The following is a 20900-nucleotide window of genomic DNA, read 5'->3' as shown; positions in this document are numbered from 1 at the left end:
TTCGCTGTTCGCCTTTCGCTTTTCGATAATAATTTTACAAATATTCTCTCTTCCTTTAAAGCTTATATTCAACTTAATTACAACCTATAATGTAAATATACTTTCTTAGACAAAAATAAAAGACCCTAGAGTTTGACCTCTAGAGCCTATTTTCCATTTTACATTTTCAATTTTACATTTCTGAAACTTATCCGTGCTTTTTCATTAAATTAATTAATATATTATTTTTATCTAGTTTATGTGTTGCTTCTATAAATCTTATAGTTCCAGTTTTTGCTCTCATAACTACTGAATGTGTCTTAGCAGAGTTATTACCACAATATACTACTCCTTTAAGTAAGTCTCCATCACTTATACCAGTAGCAGCAAAGAATACTTCATCACCTTTCGCTAAATCTTCCATTGAAAGCACTTTCTCAATATCTTTGTCTTCCCAGCCTAATTCTCTACATCTTTCAACTTCTTCATCTGACATAGGATGTAATTTAGCTTGGAATTCTCCTCCCATACATTTTAACGCTGCTGCAGCTATTACTCCTTCTGGAGCTCCTCCTATACCTACAAGCATGTCAACTCCTGTATCTTCAAATCCAGTTGCAATTGCAGCTGCAACGTCGCCTTCTCCAAACAGCTTTATTCTCGCTCCTGCTTTCCTTATTCTTTTTATGATTTCATAATGTCTTGGTCTATCTTGTACTATAACAGTTAAATCTGATATATCTTTGTTTAAAGCCTCAGCTACTGCTTTTAAATTATCCTCTATTGGAGCCTCTATGTCAATTTTACCTTTGGCCCTAGGTCCAACTGCTATTTTTTTCATGTATGTATCTGGAGCATGAAGTAAGCATCCTCTAGGTGCCATAGCTATAACAGCTATTGCATTAGGTAATCCTTTTGCTACTAGACTAGTGCCATCAAGTGGGTCTACTGCTATATCAACTTCCATATCATCTTTACCGCCTGCCCCTATCTCTTCTCCTATATAAAGCATAGGTGCTTCATCTAATTCTCCTTCACCAATTACAACTTTCCCTCTTATCTCTACTAAATCAAAAGCCTGTCTCATACCATCAACTGCTGCTTGATCTGCTGCATCCTTTTCTCCTCTACCCATATATTTAGCAGAGGCTAAAGCAGCTGTTTCAGTAACCCTAACAAGGGATAGAGCTAAATTTCTGTCCATAACCATATATTTTTTCCTCCTTAGTTTTGTTTATATTCTTATATATTATATCTTATTTGTATATTAACTATAAATAGTATAGCACATACAGAAAACAAAATCGACTAAAGTCGTTTTGTTAGTTAGTAGTTCGTTGTTAGTAGTTAGTAGCTTTTTATTTAGTTCTTAGTTCCTAGCTCTTAGCTCTTAGGAGAATATTATAAAAATTAAAAATGTAAAATTATTAGGCATAAAAAATAAGTTGAGGCTTAACTATGCCTCAACTTATTTTTTATTTTAAGTACTATTTACTTACACCTTCCCAATCCTTCAAAAATCTCTCTATACCTTTATCTGTCATTGGATGTGTTACCATCTTCTTAAACACTTTGTATGGTATTGTTGCTATATGGGCTCCCATTCTCGCTGCTTCAATTACATGCATAGAGTGCCTAATACTAGCAGCAATTATTTCTGTTTGGATTCCATGGATATCGAATATCTCTACTATATCCCTTATTATATTCATACCCTCGTTTCCAATGTCGTCCATTCTTCCTATAAAAGGACTTACGTATGTAGCTCCAGCCTTCGCAGCCAACAATGCCTGATTTGGTGAAAAAACTAAAGTTACATTTGTTTTAATACCATTTTTACTTAATATGCTTACTGCTTTTAAGCCTTCTTCTGTCATAGGTATTTTTATAACAATATTTTTATGAATCTTCGCTAATTCTTCAGCTTCTTTAACCATTCCATCGGCTTCTAAGCTAATAACCTCAGCACTTATTGGCCCATCCACAATACCTGTAATCTCTGTTACAACTTCTTTAAAATCTCGTCCTTCCTTAGCTATAAGTGAAGGATTAGTTGTAACTCCTGAAAGTACACCCCAAGCATTGACTTCTTTAATCTCGTCAATGTTGGCAGTATCAATAAATAATTTCATAAATTCCCTCCTATTTTATAGCTCCTAGCTCTATCTGATGCTATTACAAAGGAGGTTAAAACTCAGAGCTAAAAACCAATTATTTCCAAGCCTTACCTGCTGCTCCGAACATCTTCATTTTTTCAGCTATAACTTTCTTCATTTCTTCTCTTGCTGGTCCTAATATTTTTCTTGGGTCATAAACATCTGGATTTTCAGCTACAAATTCTCTTACTGCTTTGTTAAATGCCATTCTAATATCAGTATCTATATTTATTTTGTTGATTCCTTGGCTAACTGCTTTTTTGATACTTTCTTCTGGTACTCCTGATGAACCATGAAGAACTGATGGCATATTTAATCTTTCTTTTATTGTTTTGATTCTGTCGAAATCTAATTTTGGTTCTCCTTTGTATGGTCCATGAGCTGTTCCAACAGCTATAGCTAAGTAATCAACTCCAGTTTCTTTTACAAACTTTTCTGCTTCATCTGGGTCTGTGAATGTAGCATCTTTCTCATCTACAGTTATATCATCTTCTGTACCACCTATTTTACCAAGCTCAGCCTCAACTGAAACTCCTACTGCATGAGCAATATCTACTATTTTCTTTGTAGTAGCGATGTTTTCTTCTAAAGGCTTTTTAGAAGCATCTATCATTACTGAAGTAAATCCATTTCTTATACATTGCATAATTTGTGTAAAATCTGTTCCATGGTCTAAATGTACAGCTACTGGTACTGAAGCATTACGTGCAGCTACCTTTGCCATTTCAGCAATGTATTCTACTCCTGCATATTTAAGTCCACCTTGAGATGCTTGTAAAATTACAGGTGACTTAGTCTCCTCAGCAGCCTCTATTATAGCTTGAACTATTTCCATATTGTTTACATTAAATGCACCTACAGCATATCCGTTCTCATGTGCATGATCTAGTATTTGTTTACCTGTTACTAACATTTTTTATTCCTCCTTATTAATTTTATTTTACACATACATATATATTATAATAAAATCACTTTTTTTATCCAAGTAGAAGATAATAGCTTTTGTAGTTTTTTCACGAATCCTACTCGTTATTATGGTTAATAGCATCTAAACATTGAAAAGTATTTTTGTGCATTAATATACTTTTTTTGTTTAATAGATTTTCTAAATCCCCTTCATTTTCTGCATATATAACCTGTATACTTTCACATTCTCTACATTTAAGTTCAATCCTATCCTCATATATATTTACCTCAATTGAATTATTTCCACATTCACACTTTATTTTATCTTCTCTTTCTAAATCACGAATTTTATTTATACATTGTATCATTACTTCACTATTAACAAAGTAATCATAAAAGCCTAACTCCGTTAACAAATCGTTTGTTTCTCCTTTATACTCATTAACTAATTCTTTTACATCCTGAGGGCTACCTATAAAAGCTATTTCTTTTCCCGTTTCTACACATCTAGTTATAATATTTCCTTTTACAAGCTGTTTTAATGTATATTTAAAGACATGAATGTCCTGACATTCAAAGCAAGGTATTTGTAGCCAAAAATTTTTGTAATCTTTGGTTTGCACTATAGCATTTGCCTCTCCACACGTACACTCTAAATCTATAACTTTATTTTTCTTGAAATCAAATAAAGACATATTATATTCCTTTAATTGGCCGCATATATCGCACTTAATAGCAAATGCTATGTTTGTATTAACAACCACAATTACACCTCCTCTACTTTATTTATTCTTCACCTTTTTTTAATATCCTTCTTTTGTACTAAATAAAAAAATCACGTAAACCCCCATAAAATAGGCATTACGTGATTTATAAAGATTTCTTAACATTTTTTATTGTAAAGATGTCTTACTTTTTAGGTATGCTCAATATTTCCCTTGCTTCATCTGGTGTGGCTACATCTCTACCTAGTTCGTGAGCTAACCTGACGATTCTTTCCACTAGCTGTGCATTTGATTTGGCTAATTCTCCTTTTCTATAATATATATTATCTTCAAATCCAACTCTTACGTGTCCGCCTAAAATTATTGCTGCTGTTGCAAGGGGTAGCTCATATCTACCTATACCTGCTACTGTCCATGTTGAGCCTTTAGGTATACTTTCAACTAAATATATAAGATCTCTTAATTCTCCTGTTATAGCTCCAGGTACTCCCATAACAAAGTCAAAATGTAAAGGCTCGTCTATTAGACCTTTTTTCACTAAAGATAGTGCATTATTTATCATACCTCTTTCAAATACCTCTATTTCCGGTTTCACACCTAATTCCTTCATTCTCTTTGCAAATTTCTCTATGTATTCTTGAGAATTCATGAAAACATCAGAGCCAAAGTTACACGTACCTGCACTTAATGTTGCCATTTCAGGTTTTAATTCTACCGGTTGTAATCTTTCCTCTAGTGAATGCCATACTGCACCACCTGTTGATGGTTGAAATATTACAGGACATTTTGCCTCTATTTTTTCTTTTATTTCTTTATATACTTCATAATCCTGTGTTGGATTTCCGTCTTTATCTCTAGCATGTATATGTACTATTGATGCTCCTGCTTTATATGCCTCATAAGCTGCTTCAGCAATTTCATCTGGAGTAAGAGGTAAATTGGGTTGCTGCTCTCTTGTTACCTCTGCACCAGTAAGTGCAGCTGTGATTATCAATTTTTGCATGCAATTTTCCCCCTTTTTTCGTTATAGAAGACGTAAAAAATGACGTTATTGGATGGTTAATATACTTCTATGTCTAGCTTATTAGTCCGTTACTTACTTTTTCCCTGAAAACTGAGAACTGTACCCTACCGACTACCAACTACGAACTACCTACTACTAACTCTATTTTAAATTTTCAATTTTCAATTTTTAATTTATCTACTTCCTCTGCTTATCTTTTGGAACTACGCAAGTTCCTACAGCTCTACATACAACGATAGGCTCTTCAAGTACATCACAAGCTGACTCACTTATATCAGTTCTTGGCACTATAACCTTTCTAGCTTCAAATTTCATTTTTCTTGAAGAATTACCTACCTTTATGATTTCTCCTACTGCTTCTATGTAGTCTCCTGCATACACAGGTGCTAAAAATTCTACTTCTTCATATCCTGCGAATAAGCCTTCGTCTCCATCATGTCTAATAAGAAGTTCAGTTGCAACATCTCCAAATAATTGAAGCATTTTAGCTCCATCTACTAAATTCCCACCATAATGTGCATCATGCATACTCATTCTTACTCTTATCATAGCTTTTTCCATCATATCTCCCCCTAAATAATCATTTATCTTTATTATACTAAATAATTATTCAGAATCGAAATTTATTACATAAAATTCAGAAAGTTTAGGTGAAGATATAAACAGAGTTGTTTAAATATAAATATGATATAATATTATTGTAGTTTAAATATCGAAAGGAAGTGTATAAATGCCTGTAGTATCAAGATTTTATGGAATAATAATAAAAATGTATTTTAACGACCATCTTCCACCTCATTTTCATGCAATTTATGGAGAATATAATGGCTTATTTGACATAAATACTTTAAATATGTTAGAAGGTGACCTACCAAAGAGAGCACAAAAACTTATATTAGAATGGGCAAATCTTCATCAACAAGAATTAATAAAAATGTGGAAAACTCAACAGTTAAAAAAATTAGAAGGATTAGAATAAGGAGGAATTCAGATGATTCCTAGAATAAGGGATATTAAAACTAAAGATGATTATACTCTAATAGTTTTTTTTGAAAATGATAAAGTAAAAGAATATAATGTAAAAAAACTAATTAAGCAAAACAAAAACTTTGAAATATTAAAAGATAAAATTATCTTTAACATGGTTAAAGTAGACCCTGGTGGATATGGAATCAGCTGGAATGACAACATTGATTTAAGTGAATATGAACTATGGATTAATGGTAAAGAAATAGAATAAGCCGAGGGACATCATATCCCTCGGCAACGTATTTTTCGCTACTAACTACTTACTACTAACCACTAACTTCCTTCTATCCCCTTCATCAATATATCGATTGCTTCAGTAGGGTTTATTTGATTTGGCATTTCTTTATCTATAAAGATTTTTTTTGTATAATATTGATTTACAGTACCCATTACACTAAATGCTGCTAATTCTTTATTTAAATCACTTCTCAATTCACCATTATTGATACCTTCTTCAATTACTCCTTCAACTATTTTGTGAATCTCCATTCTTCCTTTAATTAATTTACAACGCATTTCTTTAGATATGATATTCGATTGATTCCCTATGTTTTGAGCCATTTCTGCGTGTTTTGCTAAAAATTTACCATGGTGTTTTGCTAATTCTATTAGCTTTTCTCTTATGTTTCCACCATCAGCTATTGCTTTTTTCATACCCTTTTTATAATAAGTGATACTAAAAATTATCATTTCCTGAAATAAATTTTTCTTACTATCAAAATATTCATAAATAGTACCTTTACCTATTCCAGCTTCTTTTGCTATATCTTCCATTTTTGATTTATGAAATCCATATTCACAAAACACTTTAATAGCTGCGTTTATAATGGATAATCTCCTTTCTTCCTTTGAAAGCATCTTCATTGCTCCTTTCAACTTTTAAGTACAACAGAGGGACTAATAAGCCCCTCTAATTAATTCTCTCCTACTGCTTTCTTAAAAACCTTTCTTTTTAAGAACATACCGATATCATCAAATATAGTATACATAACTGGTATAAACACTAAAGTTAATAAAGTCGATAACAATAGTCCTCCTATAACTACAGTAGCCAATGGAGCCTCAAGCTCTGCACCTTCACCTATTCCTAATGCTAACGGAATAAGTCCTAACACTGTAGTTAATGTAGTCATAAGTATTGGTCTAAGTCTTATAGGACCTGCATTTACTATTGCTTCTCTTCTTTCTTCTCCCTTTCTTCTTCGTGTATTGATGTAGTCAACTAATACTATAGCGTTATTTACAACTATACCCGCTAATATTATTACTCCTATAAAAGCTGGTACACTAAGCGGCCTTCTTGTAATAAACAATCCTAACGCTCCACCTGCTAGTGCTAAAGGCACAGAAAGCATTATTGTAAATGGATGTAATAAGGACTCAAACTGTGATGCTATAATCATATATACTAATACAACTGCAAGTAATAAAGCTAAACTCAAATCAGCAAAAGATTCATTAAGCTCCTTATTCTGTCCTCCCATCTCATAGGTATATCCATTTGGCATATTATACTCTGATAATTTCGCCTCTATATCCTCACTTATACTTCCTAAATCTCTACCTATAATCTGACTTGTAACTGTAACAACTCTAACTTGGTCTTCCCTGTTTATTTCTGTTGGTCCTCTATCTATATTTATATCTGCAACTTGACTAAGAGGTATACTTACTCCAGCAGGAGTTTTTATTGATACTAACCCTAAGTTTGAAATACTTTGACTTAATGTATCATCCCCTTTGATAACCACGTCTATTTCATCGCCATTGTACTTATATCTTGATGCAACTGTTCCAGATATTGTACCCTTTACTGCTGAAGCTATTTGTCCTGCAGTTAATCCGTATTGAGAAGCTCTATATCTATTTACTTTAATTTGAACCTCTGGAATACCTTCTGTTAAGCTAGTTTCTACCTCTGTTGTACCCTCTACTGAATCAACTATTTCTTTAAAATCTTCTCCTATTCTTTTTAATGTATCTAGGTCATCTCCCTTTATACTTATACTTATAGGGGCTCCTCCTAAGCCCATCATTGTGCTTGATGTAACCTCTACTTTTTTATCAGCTCCTGGAATATCCTTTAACATATCCCTTACCTGATCTGCCACTTCACTTGTACTTCTCTGTCTTTTATTTAAATCTACCAATATTCCTGTAACCGTAGCACTATTAGAAGCATTACCTTGAGCCCAGTTACTTCCAGTCGACCCTACAGTTACAAATACTGTTTCAATTTCCTCTATTTTAGATACTTTTTCTTCTACTTTTCTAACTATTTCATCAGTACTTTCAAGCTCTGCTCCTTCTGGTAAATTAATAGTAACTGTAAATTGCCCTTCATCTGTTGTAGGGAAGAACTCTGAACCTACACTTCCTACAGAAACCATACTTGCAATAAATATTATTAATGATATAGCTACTGTTGATTTTCTATGATTTAATGCCCAATTAAGAAGTTTTTTATAGTTTGATTCGATTCCTTTAAACATTTTGTCGAAGCCATTATAAAAGAAATCAAATAATTTAAATCTTTTCTTTTCATGATTATCTACTTTTAATATTTTAGAAGATAGCATTGGTATAAGGGTTAATGAAACTATCAATGAAGAAACTAAAGCCAATGTAACTGTCATAGCTAATTCCTTAAATATAGTAGAAGTTATACCCTCAACAAATACTATTGGTAAAAATACTGCAACTGTTGTAAGAGTTGAAGCAGTAACTGCCATTGCAACCTCAGATGCACCCTTTACAGCCGCATCTTTTCTACTATTCCCTTCTTCTCTAAATCTATATATATTTTCAAGAACAACTATTGCATTATCAACAAGCATACCTACCCCTAATGCAAGACCACCTAAAGTCATCATGTTAAGGGTTATGTCATTGAAATAAAGTAAAATGAATGTTGCAATTACAGAAACCGGTATTGATGTTCCGATAATAAGTGTTGTTCCTACATTTCTTAAGAAAATATATAATACAACAATTGCTAATAGTGCACCAATTAACGCATTTTTATAAACATTTCCTATAGACTGTTTAATATATTTAGATTGGTCCATTACAGTGTTTATTTTTATAGCTGGAAATTCCTTTTTTAACTTTTCTATTTCTTTATTTACAGTTTCAGCAACCTTAACAGTATTAGTGCCTGATTGCTTTTGTACTGAGATATTTATACTATCACTACCATTTGTTCTAGATATTGAACTCAGTTCTTTGTTTGATAGTTTAACATCTGCTATATCTTGTAAATAAATTACTCCTCCTGATGGTAAAGTTATTGGTAAAAGTCTTATTTCCTCAATTGAGCTAAATTCCCCTAGTGTTCTTATTGTCAGTTCTTGTTTTCCCCTTTTTACTTCCCCACCAGGCATATTTAAGTTTTCAGCTCTTATTATCTGTGCTATATAATTTATATCTATACCGTAACCTTCTAGGATTTGCTGATTGACTTTTATTTCAACTTGCTTTTCATATCCTCCTGATATATCTACTGAAGCTACACCTTCTAGTCTTTCTAATCTAGGTTTTATTGTATCTTCTGCTATTGTTTGAAGTTTCGCTAAATCTCCACTGTTAGAAAGGGATAATTGAATTATAGGCATTGCATTTGGGTCTATTTTTAAAACCATAGGTTCACTAGCTTCTTCTGGTAAAAATCCCTTTACTAAATCTATCTTTTCTCTCATTTCAAGAGATGCAAAGTCCATATCTGTACCAAAACTAAATTCAGCTACTACTATTGAATTTCCTTCCGAGGATTGAGAGCTTATATTTTCAATATTTCCTACAGTTGCTATCGCCTCTTCTATGGGCTTTGTAATCATTTTTTCTATCTCCTGAGGTCCTACTCCTTCATAAGAAGTAGATACAATTGCAACTGGAACTTCTATCTCTGGTAATAAATCTATTGGAAGTCTTCCTAATGAAACAACCCCTATGATAACAACTATCAGTGTTATCATAACTATGGTAACAGGTCTTCTTACTGCTAATTTTGATAAGAAATTCATATTATTCACCTCTTACTATTTTTACTTTTGTCTGGTCTTCTACATAATTTTGACCTTTTACAATAACTTTCTCTCCTTCATTAATACCTTTTTTTATTTCGACATAAGTACCTGTATCAAGACCTGTTTCTACTTCTTTAGCCACTGCTTTGTCATTTTCTACTACGAAAACATAACTAGTTCCATTATGCTCTACTACCGATTCACTTTTTACAACTATCACATTTTCTCTAATGTCAGTTTTTATTTCAACCTGTGAAAACATACCTGGTTTTATTAAATCCTCTTTATTATTCATATATATTTTTACAGGGTATAATTGAGTTCTTGGGTCTACTGAAGGTCTTATAGTTTCTATTTTACCTGTTAAATCTTCTTCAGTAGCTGCTGGTATTTTTATAGTTACCTCTTGACCTTTATAAACTTGATTTATCATATCTTCAGTTACATTAACTTGAGTATATATTTTATTCATATCTACTATAGTTACTGCTGGTTGAGCATTACTTGCAAATTCACCTTCATCCACATCAACAGAAGCTATTACTCCACTTATTGGAGCTCTTACAGATAAATCATTTAATGTATCTAAGGCCTGATTATATGCAAGTTGTGCTTGTTCTACACTCTTTTTAGCCGCTTCGAGTGAAGTTTCAGAAGCTGCAAGTTGTGCTTGTTCATACTGTGCCTTTGAAACAGCACCTTGCTCATATAGCTTCTTTGTTCTTTCAAAGGACACTTTTGCATTCTCTATCTGTTCTTTAGTTCTATCGTAATTAGCCTTTGCTGCATCATAAGCTACTCTCGCTTGTTCTACTTGCTTTTGTACATCTTCCTTATCTAAGGTAAATAATACTTCATTTTTCTTAACTGTATCTCCTACTTTTACCTTTACACTTTCTACTTTGCCTACCATTTTAGGCATAACCATAACTTCCTTGTTAGCATATACTCTTCCGCTATATATTCTTGAATTAAATAATGTATCTCTCTGCACTGTTTCTATCTCCACAGGAACGTAATTTTCTTTTTCGACAACATTATTTTCTTCGACTTCTTTGTTTGAACAACCTATAAAAGATGTTAATGCTAAGATTACTACTAAAGTTAATGCAGTAAGTTTTTTATTCATACTAACTCCCTCCAAGATTAAAATTTGTAGTCTAATTATATTATTTTGGATTTTGAATAATATTAATATACGGTCAAGCCAGAACCGACCAGTCAGTCAGTTATATCTATATAATATACTTTTTTGTATTAAAGGTCAAGGGAAAAATCATCTATGTTGATTTTTCAGGGGTCAGGGGTCTGGGATCAGGGGACTGGAAATACAATTTCCCGCTCTTGAGGGACGCCCTCGTCCCTCAAGTCGAGTTAAGTTATAGTGTTTCGTCACACAAATAAAATCGACCTGATGTTAGGTCGACTTGTGTTATATAGCATTTCTACTTAACTTCTTTTTAATTATGTATAATTTTTCTTCGTGGTCCATAAGCTTTCTGTCCATTCTACCTTATAGTCTTGTCTGTCCTTCTGTATATCTTAGTCATAATCACTACTGACAGTAAAAACGGAATAAAACGAGTAATTTTAAAAAAAGGAAAAATATTCATTTTATTCATTAACTCTTTTTAATAATAAGTAATATAATTTATCTGATATTCTAAATCCGTTTCTTCTAAGAGTATCTAAATAAGGTTTAAGCTTTTCTATATAACCTAATTCTTTTGCCCTTTGAAGTAAACCTAATATTCCAATTGGTTTTAAGAAAAAAGATGTTGCAAAGTTTCTTGCTGCTTTTTCATCAATCAATACATAGGTAAGACCCATTTCTTTAGCAGCAATAACTGTTTCAATCTCTCCCTTATGAAGAGTCCCATATAATTTATCAACTAAACTTTTATCCTTAACCTCATATATTTTTATATTACCTTTTTCTACTGCTATTTTTAGCTCTTCTTTTCCATAACAGTGTTCACTTTGATTATTAACAATTTCATCATAAACTGCTTTTGGAATATAAGGGTGAAACATTTTCCAAAGCAAATGTAATAACCCTATCATGGATAGCCCTATAATTGGACTTGAATTGCTTACAATCTTAGTCATTTTCAATCCCTCTTAATTCTTCTAATGTTTTTTCATCTTGTAAAAACGTATCTTCCGTGTACTCCATCCAAGGTATTTGATATCTTGTTAATATTTTTATAAACTCTGAAAGATTTTTATCTGCTAACTCCGCTGCTCTTGCAAGAGTAACTCTTTTTTCTATAAAAGCAGCTATTGCCAAGGATATCTTTATATTCTCATGCAAATACTTTTCTGAGTCGGCTTTAAAAACTTCTTTGAAATCATTTTTAAGATTAACCCTTAAATACTCCTCATCTATAGCCATAATTTTTTCTCCTTTCTTTTATCTGAATCATATCTTTACACATATAAATTATTATATGAACTATATATTCAAATTAATCAGCATGTATTTATCTAGTTTTATTATATCACAATTACAATCTATTTGATGGTTTTGTTCATGACTTTCCCTCCATTTTCTATGGTTATTGATATAAGTACAGTTAGATTGCCGCTACTGATAATACTGTTGGTACTGATAGTACCGACAATAGTTTAGAAAAAAGTGAGTCAGGGAACTTGAACTGTCCCCTGACTCGCTTTTGTTATTTTGGGCTTATAATGGTGGGCAAACTTAATTAATCTTCTATATATATTTTTGTAATAACATTGTTAACTATTACAAACTCTCCTTCTTGATTTACTGCTAAATCATTAACATCCCAGTTTTCTTCGTCTTCGTCATCTTCATCATCCATGTAAATTTTTACTTCATCACTTAATAAATATTGATACTCGTTGTCATCATATACTTCAATAGTAAGAACTATCCCTTCTGTATTTTCGTATATTGCTATAATAGTTCCTTCAACTTCTTCTACTTTATTATCTATATCAATCTCTATTATTAAATCATTTAATACTTTAAATTCTCCATAGTCACCAATATTTAAATCATCTATATCTTCATTTCTTATACCTTCAATTTCAATTTCTACATCATCTGATACTTCATATGTTATCTGTATATCATCATCCTTCTTAATAGTTAATTCGTTATCGTCAATATCTATAATTTTACCTTCAAATGTCATTTCAACATTTTCTGCTTCTATTTTTATCACTACATCATCTTCTAACTCTATTTCTGCTTCCATGCCTACTTCTAAATCGTTAAGATCTGCCTCATCTCCATCTATTGTTACATCTGCTTCTTCGTCTAAGTCATATCTTTTATCTCCTATTTTTATATGATAGTTACCTACTAAATCTATTGCCTTTATTATACCTTTTACTTCTCTTACTTCTATCCTTTCTGCTTCTATCTCTACAACTACATCATCTTCCAACTCTACTTCAACTTCCATACCTACTTCTAAATCGTTAAGATCTGCCTCATCTCCATCTATAGTTACTTCTGCATCCTCGTCTAAACTATATTCATTATCATCTATTTCTATATGGAAAATTCCAACTAAGTCTATATCTGTTATCACGCCTGATATTTCATCTTGATTTGAGTTTTCTTCTCTTTCTCTATGCACATATATTTCTCTTGCTCTATTTCTATTATCAACTATAACTATAATTTCATCTCCTATTTTAATTTCGTCAAAATCCCCTTCTTCATTTTCAAAGATTACTTCTATATCATCTATAACCTTAAAAGTAAGCATTAGCGTCTTTGATTATATAGTTATTTGAGATTTATTTGCATTTATTTCTTTGACTACTCCAGAATACTTTGTTATTATCTTATCTTGATTTGTTTCTTCAATTACTTCAATATATACTACTTTATCATCTTTTAGTTCTATAATAACGTTACTACCTATTTCTATATCCTTATAGCGAATCAATTTATTATCCTTATATACTTTCACCTTATCATCTAATTCAAAGAATCTTAATTCACCATCAACTTTAAGAACTATAGTTTCTTTATGGATTCTATATACTTTACCTATTACTTCATTATAATCAACATCGCTATCAACTTTTTTATCAAGTCTTGAGAATAATACCGCCATCTCTGCTCTTTTTAATGTTCCCATCGGATTAAATCTGTTTTGGTCATCTCCCTGCATTAATCCTAACTCATTCATAAGATAAACATATCCAACTGAGCCTTGTGGCACAGCTAAAGCATCTACAAATGGAAGTTCTTCATCCATATGATCTTGTGCCTCTTCTTCATAACCTAATGCTCTTATTACGTACTTTGCCACTTCATGTCTTTTAGCTGGCTCATAAGGGTCAAAGTACATCATATCTACTTCATCAAGTATTCCCTTCTCATATGCTAAAGCTACGTATCCAACTGCCCAATCGTGCACTTTTTTTCCATCATATTTTTCAGGCAATCTATCTATTTCTTTTGCTTCTTCTTCCCATCCCATAACTCTAAGTGCCATAATAACAGTTTCTAGCTTATTAACAGGTGCTGCTGGTGCAAATCTATTATTACCACGCCCCTGTATCATCCCTTTTATAGCCATTCTTGCTATCGCCTTTTCTGCCCATGAAAATCCATCTATGTCATCAAATACTTTTTTAGCTATTCCTGGAGGTAAAAAGCCTTTTTTAGCTAGTCCCGGTGGCAACTTTCCACTCTCATTTTTCCAATTATCTGCAAAAACTGCTGTAGTACTTAATGAAAGTACTAATGTAAATATAATCATTGTAGATATAAATTTTTTCATTTTCTATTAATTCCCTCCCATTTTTTCTTTTGTTATATATATTCGAAGAATGCTATTTATATTTGGGGTAGTTTTTAAAAAATGATTAAATCATTTTTTGCTATTGGCTTTTAGTATTGGAGCAAATACTTGAAAGATTTTAACTACTTACCATAAATACTATCTTTGTCGATGGACATGGGCGTCTATCGACAACGTAACAATAAAATCTTATACGTAGCCACATATTTAACAGAACAGACGATAATAGTCCATTGATAACGGAAAAATAAAACCCTCCACTGAAATAATAACGCCTTCATCTCGTTCTTGAGGGACGCCCTCGTCCCGTTCTTGAGGGACGCCCTCGTCCCGTTCTTGAGGGACGCCTTCATCTCGTTCTTGAGGGACGCCTTCATCTCGTTCTTGAGGGACGCCCTCGTCCCTCAAGCTAAATCAAGAAACTATATGTTGTTTTTCAAACAAAAAGTGAGTCAAAGGACTGTCCCCTAACTCACTTTTACACTTTCTATTATTCAATTATAGTAACTTCTTCATCAGCTTCAGTAGTTGTATCGCTACTATCTTGTTCTGTTGTTGTATCTTCTACTGTTTCAGTAGTATCCTCTTCTGTTGTAGAATCTTCTGTACTATCTGTTGACTGACTTTCATCTGTTTGAGTGTTTTCTTCTGTTGTATTAGAAGTATCGTTAGTTTCTTCAGTAGTTGATTCTTCGTTTGATGTTTGCTCTTCTTCAGTGTTTTCTTCATTTACAGTACTATCATTTTCAGTAGTTTCTGACTCTTCTGTAGTTTCTTCAGTATTTTGATTAGTTTCATCTGTGCTTTCACTGTCTTCTGTTGTACCTTCTTCATCTTCTTGTGTTGTCTCTGTTACGTCTTCTTCTGTTGTTGTTTCCTCTGTAGTTTCTTCCTCTGTTGCTTCTTCTTCACTTTCAGTAGCTGCGTCATCTGTATCTTCTACTACTTCACTTTCTTCTTCATCTTCTTCTATTTCTATTGTTTCTGTTTCTCCATCCCAATTTACGCTTAATTTAAAAGTTTCTAAAATAAATCTTAATGGTACATAAGTACGATTGCTATAAATAGAAGACGGTACATCTATTGTTGATTCTTCTCCATTAACTAATACTTCGCTACTGTCAATTTGTAAAACTATCTCAACGTCATCTCTAGTAATAGTTACTTTTCTCTCTTCACCATTCCACTCAACATTTGCTCCAAAGCCTTCTGTTATAGCTCTAACAGGAATTAAAGTTCTACCTGTTTTAATAACAGGAGGAGTATCAAATTTTACATCTACGTTTTCAATAAATATATTTTCTACAGGTAGAATTGAAAGACCTTCGTCCTCACCTTCTATTTCTTCTGCAGCCTGCTGTAATTGTTCCCATTCTTCCTTTGTATATCTATTTCTTATAACTTGTTTCATCTGTTGTTTAACATTTCTCATTTGAGACTTTAATTCTGCTTTTTGCTGCTCCATTTCTTGAATTTGAGCTTCTAACTCTTCTAATCCTTCTAATTGTCCACTTTCTTTTAATGCTTCATATTCTTTCTTTAAAGCTTCTATTTCAGTTTCTAGTCTGTCTTTCTCTTCTTCTATAGTATCTTTATTTGTTTCAAGTTAATTTTTTATTTCTTTCCATTCTTTATTTTTACCTTTACCCTTTCCTCTAGGTTGTCCAATTTCTTCGTTTACTTCATTTTCTATTTCTTGCTCTGTTGACTCAATATTATTTTCCTTTTCACTTTCTTCTAATTGTACATTTACTTCATTCTTAGCTTTGCCATGCCCTTTTCCTTTCCCATTTTTAGCCATGCTAGCTGTTGGAATAGAAACTACTAATAATGATGCCAATAAAATTGATAAAGGTTTCTTGAAGTTAAACATTGCATAATACCTCCTTATGTTTTCTCTTTTATTATATATATTCGTAGAATATTTAATAAAAATGGGGAAAAAGAAAAAAATTTTTATAAAAAATACTGAGGGCTTTTAAACCCTCAGTATCTAATGTAAGTATATATTTAGTTATTATTTTCCATTAATATAATTGACTTAGCCGTAAAAATATCGTCTTTATAGCTTCCAATTACCAGAACTTTATCTTCTTTGTCAATATGTCTGAAACTACCTCTTGTACCATCTTCATCGTAATATACAGTATCATCAGTAACTACTACTGTTATTGTTTCCTTTTCATTTGTGTTTGAGTTGTTCACTGAAAGAACTATTATTTCTGCATCTTCATGAACATATTCTACCATTCCTTCAAATCTGTCATTTCTTTCCCTTATTTCTGCATCTATTTTTACTATATAGTTACTTTCTAGCTCTAATTCAACATGGTAACCAAGTCTTAGTCCATATAAATCACTTTCATGATTATCAATCTCTATTTCAGCACCACTAGCTATTTCATACACTACTTCTTCATTATCTTCATTCTCTATGGTTAATTTTGGTGCATCAGAATATTAGTATAGCTTTAATGATACCTTCGTCTTCACCCTCAACTACCTCTGCTTCTATATCAGTTATAATGTTATACTCTATTTTTACTTCTACTTCGTCTCCTTTTCTTAAGTCAGTTAATTCTACATTTTTATCATTTCTTTCAATATCTGCATCTTCATCTATTAAATATTCATGTATAATCTCATCTTCGTCTTTAACTACCAATACAGGCTCTGGGTCAAACTTTACTTCTACTATGTTACCCTCTATCTCCTTATATCTACTCTCTGCATCAATCTTCTCTACTCTATTATTTTTTACTTCTATATCAATTATATCTCCTTCACTAATATCATCTATATCTGCTTCTTCTCCATCTAATGTTATTTCAACTTCATCAGCAATATAAAAACCTTTTGTCTGAGTTTCATCTTCCTCATTCTTATACTCTATAGTTAACATAGCTGGGTCAAAGATAATTAATGATTTTAATTTTCCTGAATACTCTTCTATTACACTTTCAGCTTTTAATGTAACCACATTATGCTCTTCTGTAACCTCAGCTTCTACTATCAAACCCTCTTCTAAATCTTCCATATCGGCATCTTTACCATCAATAGAAATATCAGTATCTTCATTAACTATATAAGCTATTTTGTCGCCATCTTCGTCCTTTATAGTCATGTATACTTCAGTATTTCCTTTTATTAATCCTGATATTGTTCCATTTACTGTTGTTGTTTCTTCAACTTTCGTTTCGTTTGTAGTACCGTTATTATTTACTGTGTCAAGCTCTACATCATTTTCATCAATGTAATCATAGGCAACTGATAGCATTTTTGCCATGATTGCTCTTGTTACAGTAGAATTAGGATTAAACTTACCTTCTCCATCACCTTTACTATTTATTACCCCTTTATCAACCATTACATCTATGTAAGGCTGAACTTTGCTTGGTATTAATTCTACATCAGTAAATGGTAAATAAATGATAGTCTTATTTTTAGCTTCTTCTTCTAATCCCATTGCTCTTGTAAGATATATGCATATCTCAGCCTTTTCAGCAGGTGTAGCTTTTCCATCTTCATAAAATTCTTTTTCAACCACTTCTTTGGATACTATTCCCTTTGATAATGCTATTGCCAACCCTTCTTGATACCAAGGCTCTATATCCATTTCTTCAAAGAAATTTTCATATCTATCTTTCATCTCATCTTTTTCATCGTCTTGTAGGTCAAAAAGTCTTGCCATCATAACTACTGCTTGTATTTTTGTAACACTATCATTAGGTCTAAATGTAGCATCATCATATCCTGTGATAATACCTAATCTATTCATTTTTTTTATATATTCACTAGCCCAATGGTCATCTGCAACATCTGTAAATACTTGAGCATAGGCTAAGCTGCTACTAAGTATTAGTAATGCTACTACAAATAGTGAAACAAATTTTGCATTTTTAAGCTGTCTCATTTTCATATGCATCTTCACCTCTTCGATAATATTTTATAGAATATATATTCGCTATGTATCGACTAAATCCTTCCTATAGATTATAAAAATCTGATACTGGGTACTTGGTACTAGATACCGGTTTTTTCATTATCAGGCTACTAACCACTTACCACTAACTACTAACAAATCTACTCCCCAAATATCTCTTTTGAGTCCTCCAAATATTTATTTATAACATCACGGACATTTGAATCCTTAAGAATTAACGAAATCTCTATTCTTCTATTTTTAGCCCTTTCTTCTTCTGTGTTTCCTGAAGTTATAGGTCTAAGATTTGAAAAACCACTTGCCATGAAATATCTTCCATACTTTTCTTCTAATGTATTGTTGGTTTTCATAAGATAATTTACAACAGTAGTAGCTCTTTTAGCAGATAATTCTCTATTATACTCAGGGTCTCCCATTTTATCAGCATGTCCTTGTATATTTATTGCATCTATATTTTTTCTTATATCTTCATCCTCTAGTACATTCTCAAAGGCAACGGCTAACTGGTCTAATAATTCTTTTCCCTCGGACTTTATTTTATATGAATTATAATCGAATACTAAACTCTCATTTATCACAATATTTCCGTTGTCAGCTATGGACACTAATTGTTCCCCATCAGAATTAGTTTTACCAAGCTCTTCTTCAACAGAATTTTTAACCTTTTCTAGTACATTTACTCTAAAAAGTGCTATACCCTGAAGGGTTGACCTAAGTTTTCCTAATTCTTTATTGCTTTCTGCTATTATCTCTTTTTGTTCTTCTATCTGTTCTTCTGAAAGCTTTAATGCTATTTGCCCTCTTTCAACCTCTGCTTTAACCTCGTCAAGATTATCTTTAAGAAGTCTTAACCTTTTCTCTGCTCTACTTATCTCTGCATTAGACTCTTCTAATCTTTTTTGTGTATCCATAAGCTGTTTTTTTGCATACTCAAGATTGCTTCCTGTAACAATATTTTGTATGTATGCTAGGAGCATCAAGAAAAAAAGTATAAGTGCTATGGTCGATATCATATCTGTAAAGGAAGGCCAAAAGTTTTGAACCTCACCATCCTTTTTATAGCTTCGCCTTCTTACTTTCATACATAATCTCCCTTCTATTTAATAGGTATGAACCTATCCATTATTTCTAGGTAATTTATCCACTGAATCAGATATTTTTTGTACTGTATCTTTTATTTCCCTGGTAAAATCGGAAAACCCAATATTCATTCTTTGGATATTAGTTCTTAATTCGTGATTAAACTCAGAAAAGTCTCTAGTATTTTCATTAAACGTATTTACTGACTTCTCGAAAATCTGTATTACATGTAATAAGGTTCTTGTAGAATCCCCTATCTCCTTCGTTGCAGCTGCAAGATTTTCACTTGAAGTATTTATTACATATTTAAAGCTATCGTTTATTTGATTACCAAACTGTTCAAAAGTAGTTTTTAATGTATCTGATATATCAGTATATTGGTCCTTTACTCCTGTATTAAATTCTGACGCTACAGTGTTATCAAGGTATTCCTCTACTTCTACCATTAACGCTACTCTTACATCTTCTATATTAAATATCATATTATATACAGTTATGATTATAGAGGAGCCTATACCAAATAGTGAAGTTAAAAAGGCTACAGACATACCCTTTACTGATTTTATCAATCCATCAACTATGGAATCCATACTATTTAACACTTCTGAATTAGTGCTATTATTAAGTAATTCAACAAGTTTTCCTATTGAAAGGGTTAAACCGTAAAATGTACCTAAAAGACCAAGTATAATCATAAGTGATACAGAACTTTTTACAAACCTTTCTCCTATGTATAACCATTTAAGATGCTTATTAAAGTTTTTCTCAATAATAGCTTGAGTATTAACTTCTTCTAAGTTATCACTAGCTGCATTTCTATATTCCTTTATAATTGAACTCAACACATGACTGTTTGAGTTAATATTCCCTTTTTTAATTTCCTCTAAAGCTTGTCCTAAAGTTTGGTACTTTTTTCTTATAACCAAACTTGCTACGATAGATATAAATAATATAGCAAGTATAAAAAATATTATGACTATTGCTAGTGGATTAGTTGATAGCTTGTCTAATAATTGAAACAAAACAAATTCCCCCTTAAAATTTCATTTTTTTACAATTTACTATAATTATATCATGATAATGCTAAAGTATAAACATGAGGTTTGTTAAATATATAGAAATTGGTGAAGTTAGTAGTTAGTTGTTAGTAGTTAGTAGCTTTTTAGCTCTTAGAAAAAATTAGGCTATTCGCTGTTCGCCTTTCGCTTTTCGATAATAATTTTACAAATATTCTCTC

The 20900-nt window shown here is 31.9% G+C and carries 21 protein-coding genes; 2 read left to right on the top strand and 19 right to left on the bottom strand.

Annotation, left to right across the window (positions count from 1 at the left end; genetic code table 11):
• Window positions 1–187: 187 nt before the first annotated feature.
• From glpX to kal, 6 genes are all read right to left on the bottom strand, one after another.
• The gene (gene glpX, locus L21TH_RS00105) at window positions 188–1183 is read right to left on the bottom strand and encodes a class II fructose-bisphosphatase (RefSeq protein ID WP_034428781.1); all 996 of its coding nucleotides are present in this window, start codon (window positions 1181–1183) and stop codon (window positions 188–190) included.
• A 283-nt stretch (window positions 1184–1466) separates the two neighbouring features.
• Window positions 1467–2111, bottom strand: coding sequence for a fructose-6-phosphate aldolase (gene fsa / locus L21TH_RS00100; RefSeq protein WP_006305132.1), 645 nt, complete (start codon window positions 2109–2111; stop codon window positions 1467–1469).
• Between the two features lie 79 nt (window positions 2112–2190).
• Window positions 2191–3048, bottom strand: coding sequence for a class II fructose-1,6-bisphosphate aldolase (locus L21TH_RS00095; RefSeq protein WP_006305131.1), 858 nt, complete (start codon window positions 3046–3048; stop codon window positions 2191–2193).
• A 109-nt stretch (window positions 3049–3157) separates the two neighbouring features.
• Complete coding sequence (locus L21TH_RS00090; protein WP_006305129.1) at window positions 3158–3805, bottom strand: hypothetical protein; 648 nt, start codon at window positions 3803–3805, stop codon at window positions 3158–3160.
• Window positions 3806–3950: 145 nt separating this feature from the next.
• The gene (kce, locus tag L21TH_RS00085; protein WP_006305128.1) at window positions 3951–4769 is read right to left on the bottom strand and encodes a 3-keto-5-aminohexanoate cleavage enzyme; all 819 of its coding nucleotides are present in this window, start codon (window positions 4767–4769) and stop codon (window positions 3951–3953) included.
• 198 nt (window positions 4770–4967) lie between these two features.
• The gene (gene kal, locus L21TH_RS00080) at window positions 4968–5351 is read right to left on the bottom strand and encodes a 3-aminobutyryl-CoA ammonia lyase (protein ID WP_034428772.1); all 384 of its coding nucleotides are present in this window, start codon (window positions 5349–5351) and stop codon (window positions 4968–4970) included.
• A gap of 169 nt (window positions 5352–5520) precedes the next feature.
• Here kal and L21TH_RS00075 point away from each other — a divergent pair, with 169 nt between their 5' ends.
• Both L21TH_RS00075 and L21TH_RS00070 read left to right on the top strand, forming a co-directional pair.
• Complete coding sequence (locus tag L21TH_RS00075) at window positions 5521–5769, top strand: DUF4160 domain-containing protein (protein ID WP_006305126.1); 249 nt, start codon at window positions 5521–5523, stop codon at window positions 5767–5769.
• A 12-nt stretch (window positions 5770–5781) separates the two neighbouring features.
• Window positions 5782–6030 carry a DUF2442 domain-containing protein gene (locus L21TH_RS00070; RefSeq protein WP_006305125.1) on the top strand — a complete coding sequence of 83 codons (249 nt, stop codon included), beginning with the start codon at window positions 5782–5784 and terminating at the stop codon, window positions 6028–6030.
• A gap of 62 nt (window positions 6031–6092) precedes the next feature.
• Here the strand turns inward: L21TH_RS00070 and L21TH_RS00065 are convergent, their stop codons facing one another.
• The 13 genes from L21TH_RS00065 to L21TH_RS00005 all read right to left on the bottom strand — a co-directional run bounded on the left by L21TH_RS00065 (window position 6093) and on the right by L21TH_RS00005 (window position 20685).
• The gene (locus L21TH_RS00065; protein WP_006305124.1) at window positions 6093–6677 is read right to left on the bottom strand and encodes a TetR/AcrR family transcriptional regulator; all 585 of its coding nucleotides are present in this window, start codon (window positions 6675–6677) and stop codon (window positions 6093–6095) included.
• 56 nt (window positions 6678–6733) lie between these two features.
• A complete protein-coding gene (locus L21TH_RS00060) occupies window positions 6734–9841 on the bottom strand; it encodes an efflux RND transporter permease subunit (RefSeq protein WP_006305123.1) in 3108 nt (1035 codons plus the stop codon).
• A gap of 1 nt (window position 9842) precedes the next feature.
• On the bottom strand, window positions 9843–10973 hold the full coding sequence (locus tag L21TH_RS00055) for an efflux RND transporter periplasmic adaptor subunit (protein WP_006305122.1): 1131 nt from the start codon (window positions 10971–10973) through the stop codon (window positions 9843–9845).
• A gap of 485 nt (window positions 10974–11458) precedes the next feature.
• Window positions 11459–11953, bottom strand: coding sequence for a PIN domain-containing protein (locus tag L21TH_RS00050; RefSeq protein WP_006305121.1), 495 nt, complete (start codon window positions 11951–11953; stop codon window positions 11459–11461).
• The gene (locus L21TH_RS00045; RefSeq protein ID WP_006305120.1) at window positions 11946–12239 is read right to left on the bottom strand and encodes a UPF0175 family protein; all 294 of its coding nucleotides are present in this window, start codon (window positions 12237–12239) and stop codon (window positions 11946–11948) included. The genes L21TH_RS00050 and L21TH_RS00045 overlap by 8 nt, the downstream gene beginning before the upstream one ends.
• Window positions 12240–12555: 316 nt before the next feature.
• Window positions 12556–13593 (bottom strand): hypothetical protein, encoded by a 1038-nt coding sequence (locus tag L21TH_RS00040; RefSeq protein WP_006305119.1) that lies wholly within the window; start codon window positions 13591–13593, stop codon window positions 12556–12558.
• Window positions 13594–13605: 12 nt separating this feature from the next.
• A complete protein-coding gene (locus tag L21TH_RS00035) occupies window positions 13606–14619 on the bottom strand; it encodes an S-layer homology domain-containing protein (RefSeq protein ID WP_006305118.1) in 1014 nt (337 codons plus the stop codon).
• A 511-nt stretch (window positions 14620–15130) separates the two neighbouring features.
• A complete protein-coding gene (locus tag L21TH_RS13615) occupies window positions 15131–16105 on the bottom strand; it encodes a copper amine oxidase N-terminal domain-containing protein (protein ID WP_006305117.1) in 975 nt (324 codons plus the stop codon).
• A 141-nt stretch (window positions 16106–16246) separates the two neighbouring features.
• Complete coding sequence (locus L21TH_RS00025; RefSeq protein WP_006305116.1) at window positions 16247–16513, bottom strand: hypothetical protein; 267 nt, start codon at window positions 16511–16513, stop codon at window positions 16247–16249.
• A gap of 137 nt (window positions 16514–16650) precedes the next feature.
• A complete protein-coding gene (locus L21TH_RS00020) occupies window positions 16651–17049 on the bottom strand; it encodes a hypothetical protein (RefSeq protein WP_006305115.1) in 399 nt (132 codons plus the stop codon).
• Window positions 17050–17092: 43 nt separating this feature from the next.
• On the bottom strand, window positions 17093–18565 hold the full coding sequence (locus L21TH_RS00015; protein WP_081627869.1) for an S-layer homology domain-containing protein: 1473 nt from the start codon (window positions 18563–18565) through the stop codon (window positions 17093–17095).
• Window positions 18566–18723: 158 nt separating this feature from the next.
• Window positions 18724–19665 (bottom strand): OmpA family protein, encoded by a 942-nt coding sequence (locus tag L21TH_RS00010; RefSeq protein ID WP_006305112.1) that lies wholly within the window; start codon window positions 19663–19665, stop codon window positions 18724–18726.
• Between the two features lie 33 nt (window positions 19666–19698).
• Complete coding sequence (locus L21TH_RS00005) at window positions 19699–20685, bottom strand: MotA/TolQ/ExbB proton channel family protein (RefSeq protein ID WP_006305111.1); 987 nt, start codon at window positions 20683–20685, stop codon at window positions 19699–19701.
• Window positions 20686–20900 lie beyond the last annotated feature (215 nt).

It is taken from the genome of Caldisalinibacter kiritimatiensis (genome assembly GCF_000387765.1).
GTDB classification, from domain to species: Bacteria; Bacillota; Clostridia; order Tissierellales; family Caldisalinibacteraceae; genus Caldisalinibacter; species Caldisalinibacter kiritimatiensis.
Note: the sequence above shows the minus strand (reverse complement) of the source record. Positions and strands in the feature narration are given on the sequence as shown.

Bases quoted from the DNA above. Each gene is read 5' to 3' on its own strand.
- kce (WP_006305128.1), bottom strand. From the start codon at position 4,769: ATGCAAAAATTGATAATCACAGCTGCACTTACTGGTGCAGAGGTAACA.
- L21TH_RS00010 (WP_006305112.1), bottom strand. From the start codon at position 19,665: ATGAAAGTAAGAAGGCGAAGCTATAAAAAGGATGGTGAGGTTCAAAAC.
- L21TH_RS00070 (WP_006305125.1), top strand. From the start codon at position 5,782: ATGATTCCTAGAATAAGGGATATTAAAACTAAAGATGATTATACTCTA.
- L21TH_RS13615 (WP_006305117.1), bottom strand. From the start codon at position 16,105: ATGGAGCAGCAAAAAGCAGAATTAAAGTCTCAAATGAGAAATGTTAAA.
- L21TH_RS00050 (WP_006305121.1), bottom strand. From the start codon at position 11,953: ATGACTAAGATTGTAAGCAATTCAAGTCCAATTATAGGGCTATCCATG.
- L21TH_RS00060 (WP_006305123.1), bottom strand. From the start codon at position 9,841: ATGAATTTCTTATCAAAATTAGCAGTAAGAAGACCTGTTACCATAGTT.
- L21TH_RS00040 (WP_006305119.1), bottom strand. From the start codon at position 13,593: ATGCTTACTTTTAAGGTTATAGATGATATAGAAGTAATCTTTGAAAAT.
- glpX (WP_034428781.1), bottom strand. From the start codon at position 1,183: ATGGACAGAAATTTAGCTCTATCCCTTGTTAGGGTTACTGAAACAGCT.
- L21TH_RS00025 (WP_006305116.1), bottom strand. From the start codon at position 16,513: ATGTTTAACTTCAAGAAACCTTTATCAATTTTATTGGCATCATTATTA.
- L21TH_RS00075 (WP_006305126.1), top strand. From the start codon at position 5,521: ATGCCTGTAGTATCAAGATTTTATGGAATAATAATAAAAATGTATTTT.
- L21TH_RS00035 (WP_006305118.1), bottom strand. From the start codon at position 14,619: ATGAAAAAATTTATATCTACAATGATTATATTTACATTAGTACTTTCA.
- L21TH_RS00095 (WP_006305131.1), bottom strand. From the start codon at position 3,048: ATGTTAGTAACAGGTAAACAAATACTAGATCATGCACATGAGAACGGA.
- kal (WP_034428772.1), bottom strand. From the start codon at position 5,351: ATGGAAAAAGCTATGATAAGAGTAAGAATGAGTATGCATGATGCACAT.
- L21TH_RS00045 (WP_006305120.1), bottom strand. From the start codon at position 12,239: ATGGCTATAGATGAGGAGTATTTAAGGGTTAATCTTAAAAATGATTTC.
- L21TH_RS00015 (WP_081627869.1), bottom strand. From the start codon at position 18,565: ATGCATATGAAAATGAGACAGCTTAAAAATGCAAAATTTGTTTCACTA.
- fsa (WP_006305132.1), bottom strand. From the start codon at position 2,111: ATGAAATTATTTATTGATACTGCCAACATTGACGAGATTAAAGAAGTC.
- L21TH_RS00055 (WP_006305122.1), bottom strand. From the start codon at position 10,973: ATGAATAAAAAACTTACTGCATTAACTTTAGTAGTAATCTTAGCATTA.
- L21TH_RS00065 (WP_006305124.1), bottom strand. From the start codon at position 6,677: ATGCTTTCAAAGGAAGAAAGGAGATTATCCATTATAAACGCAGCTATT.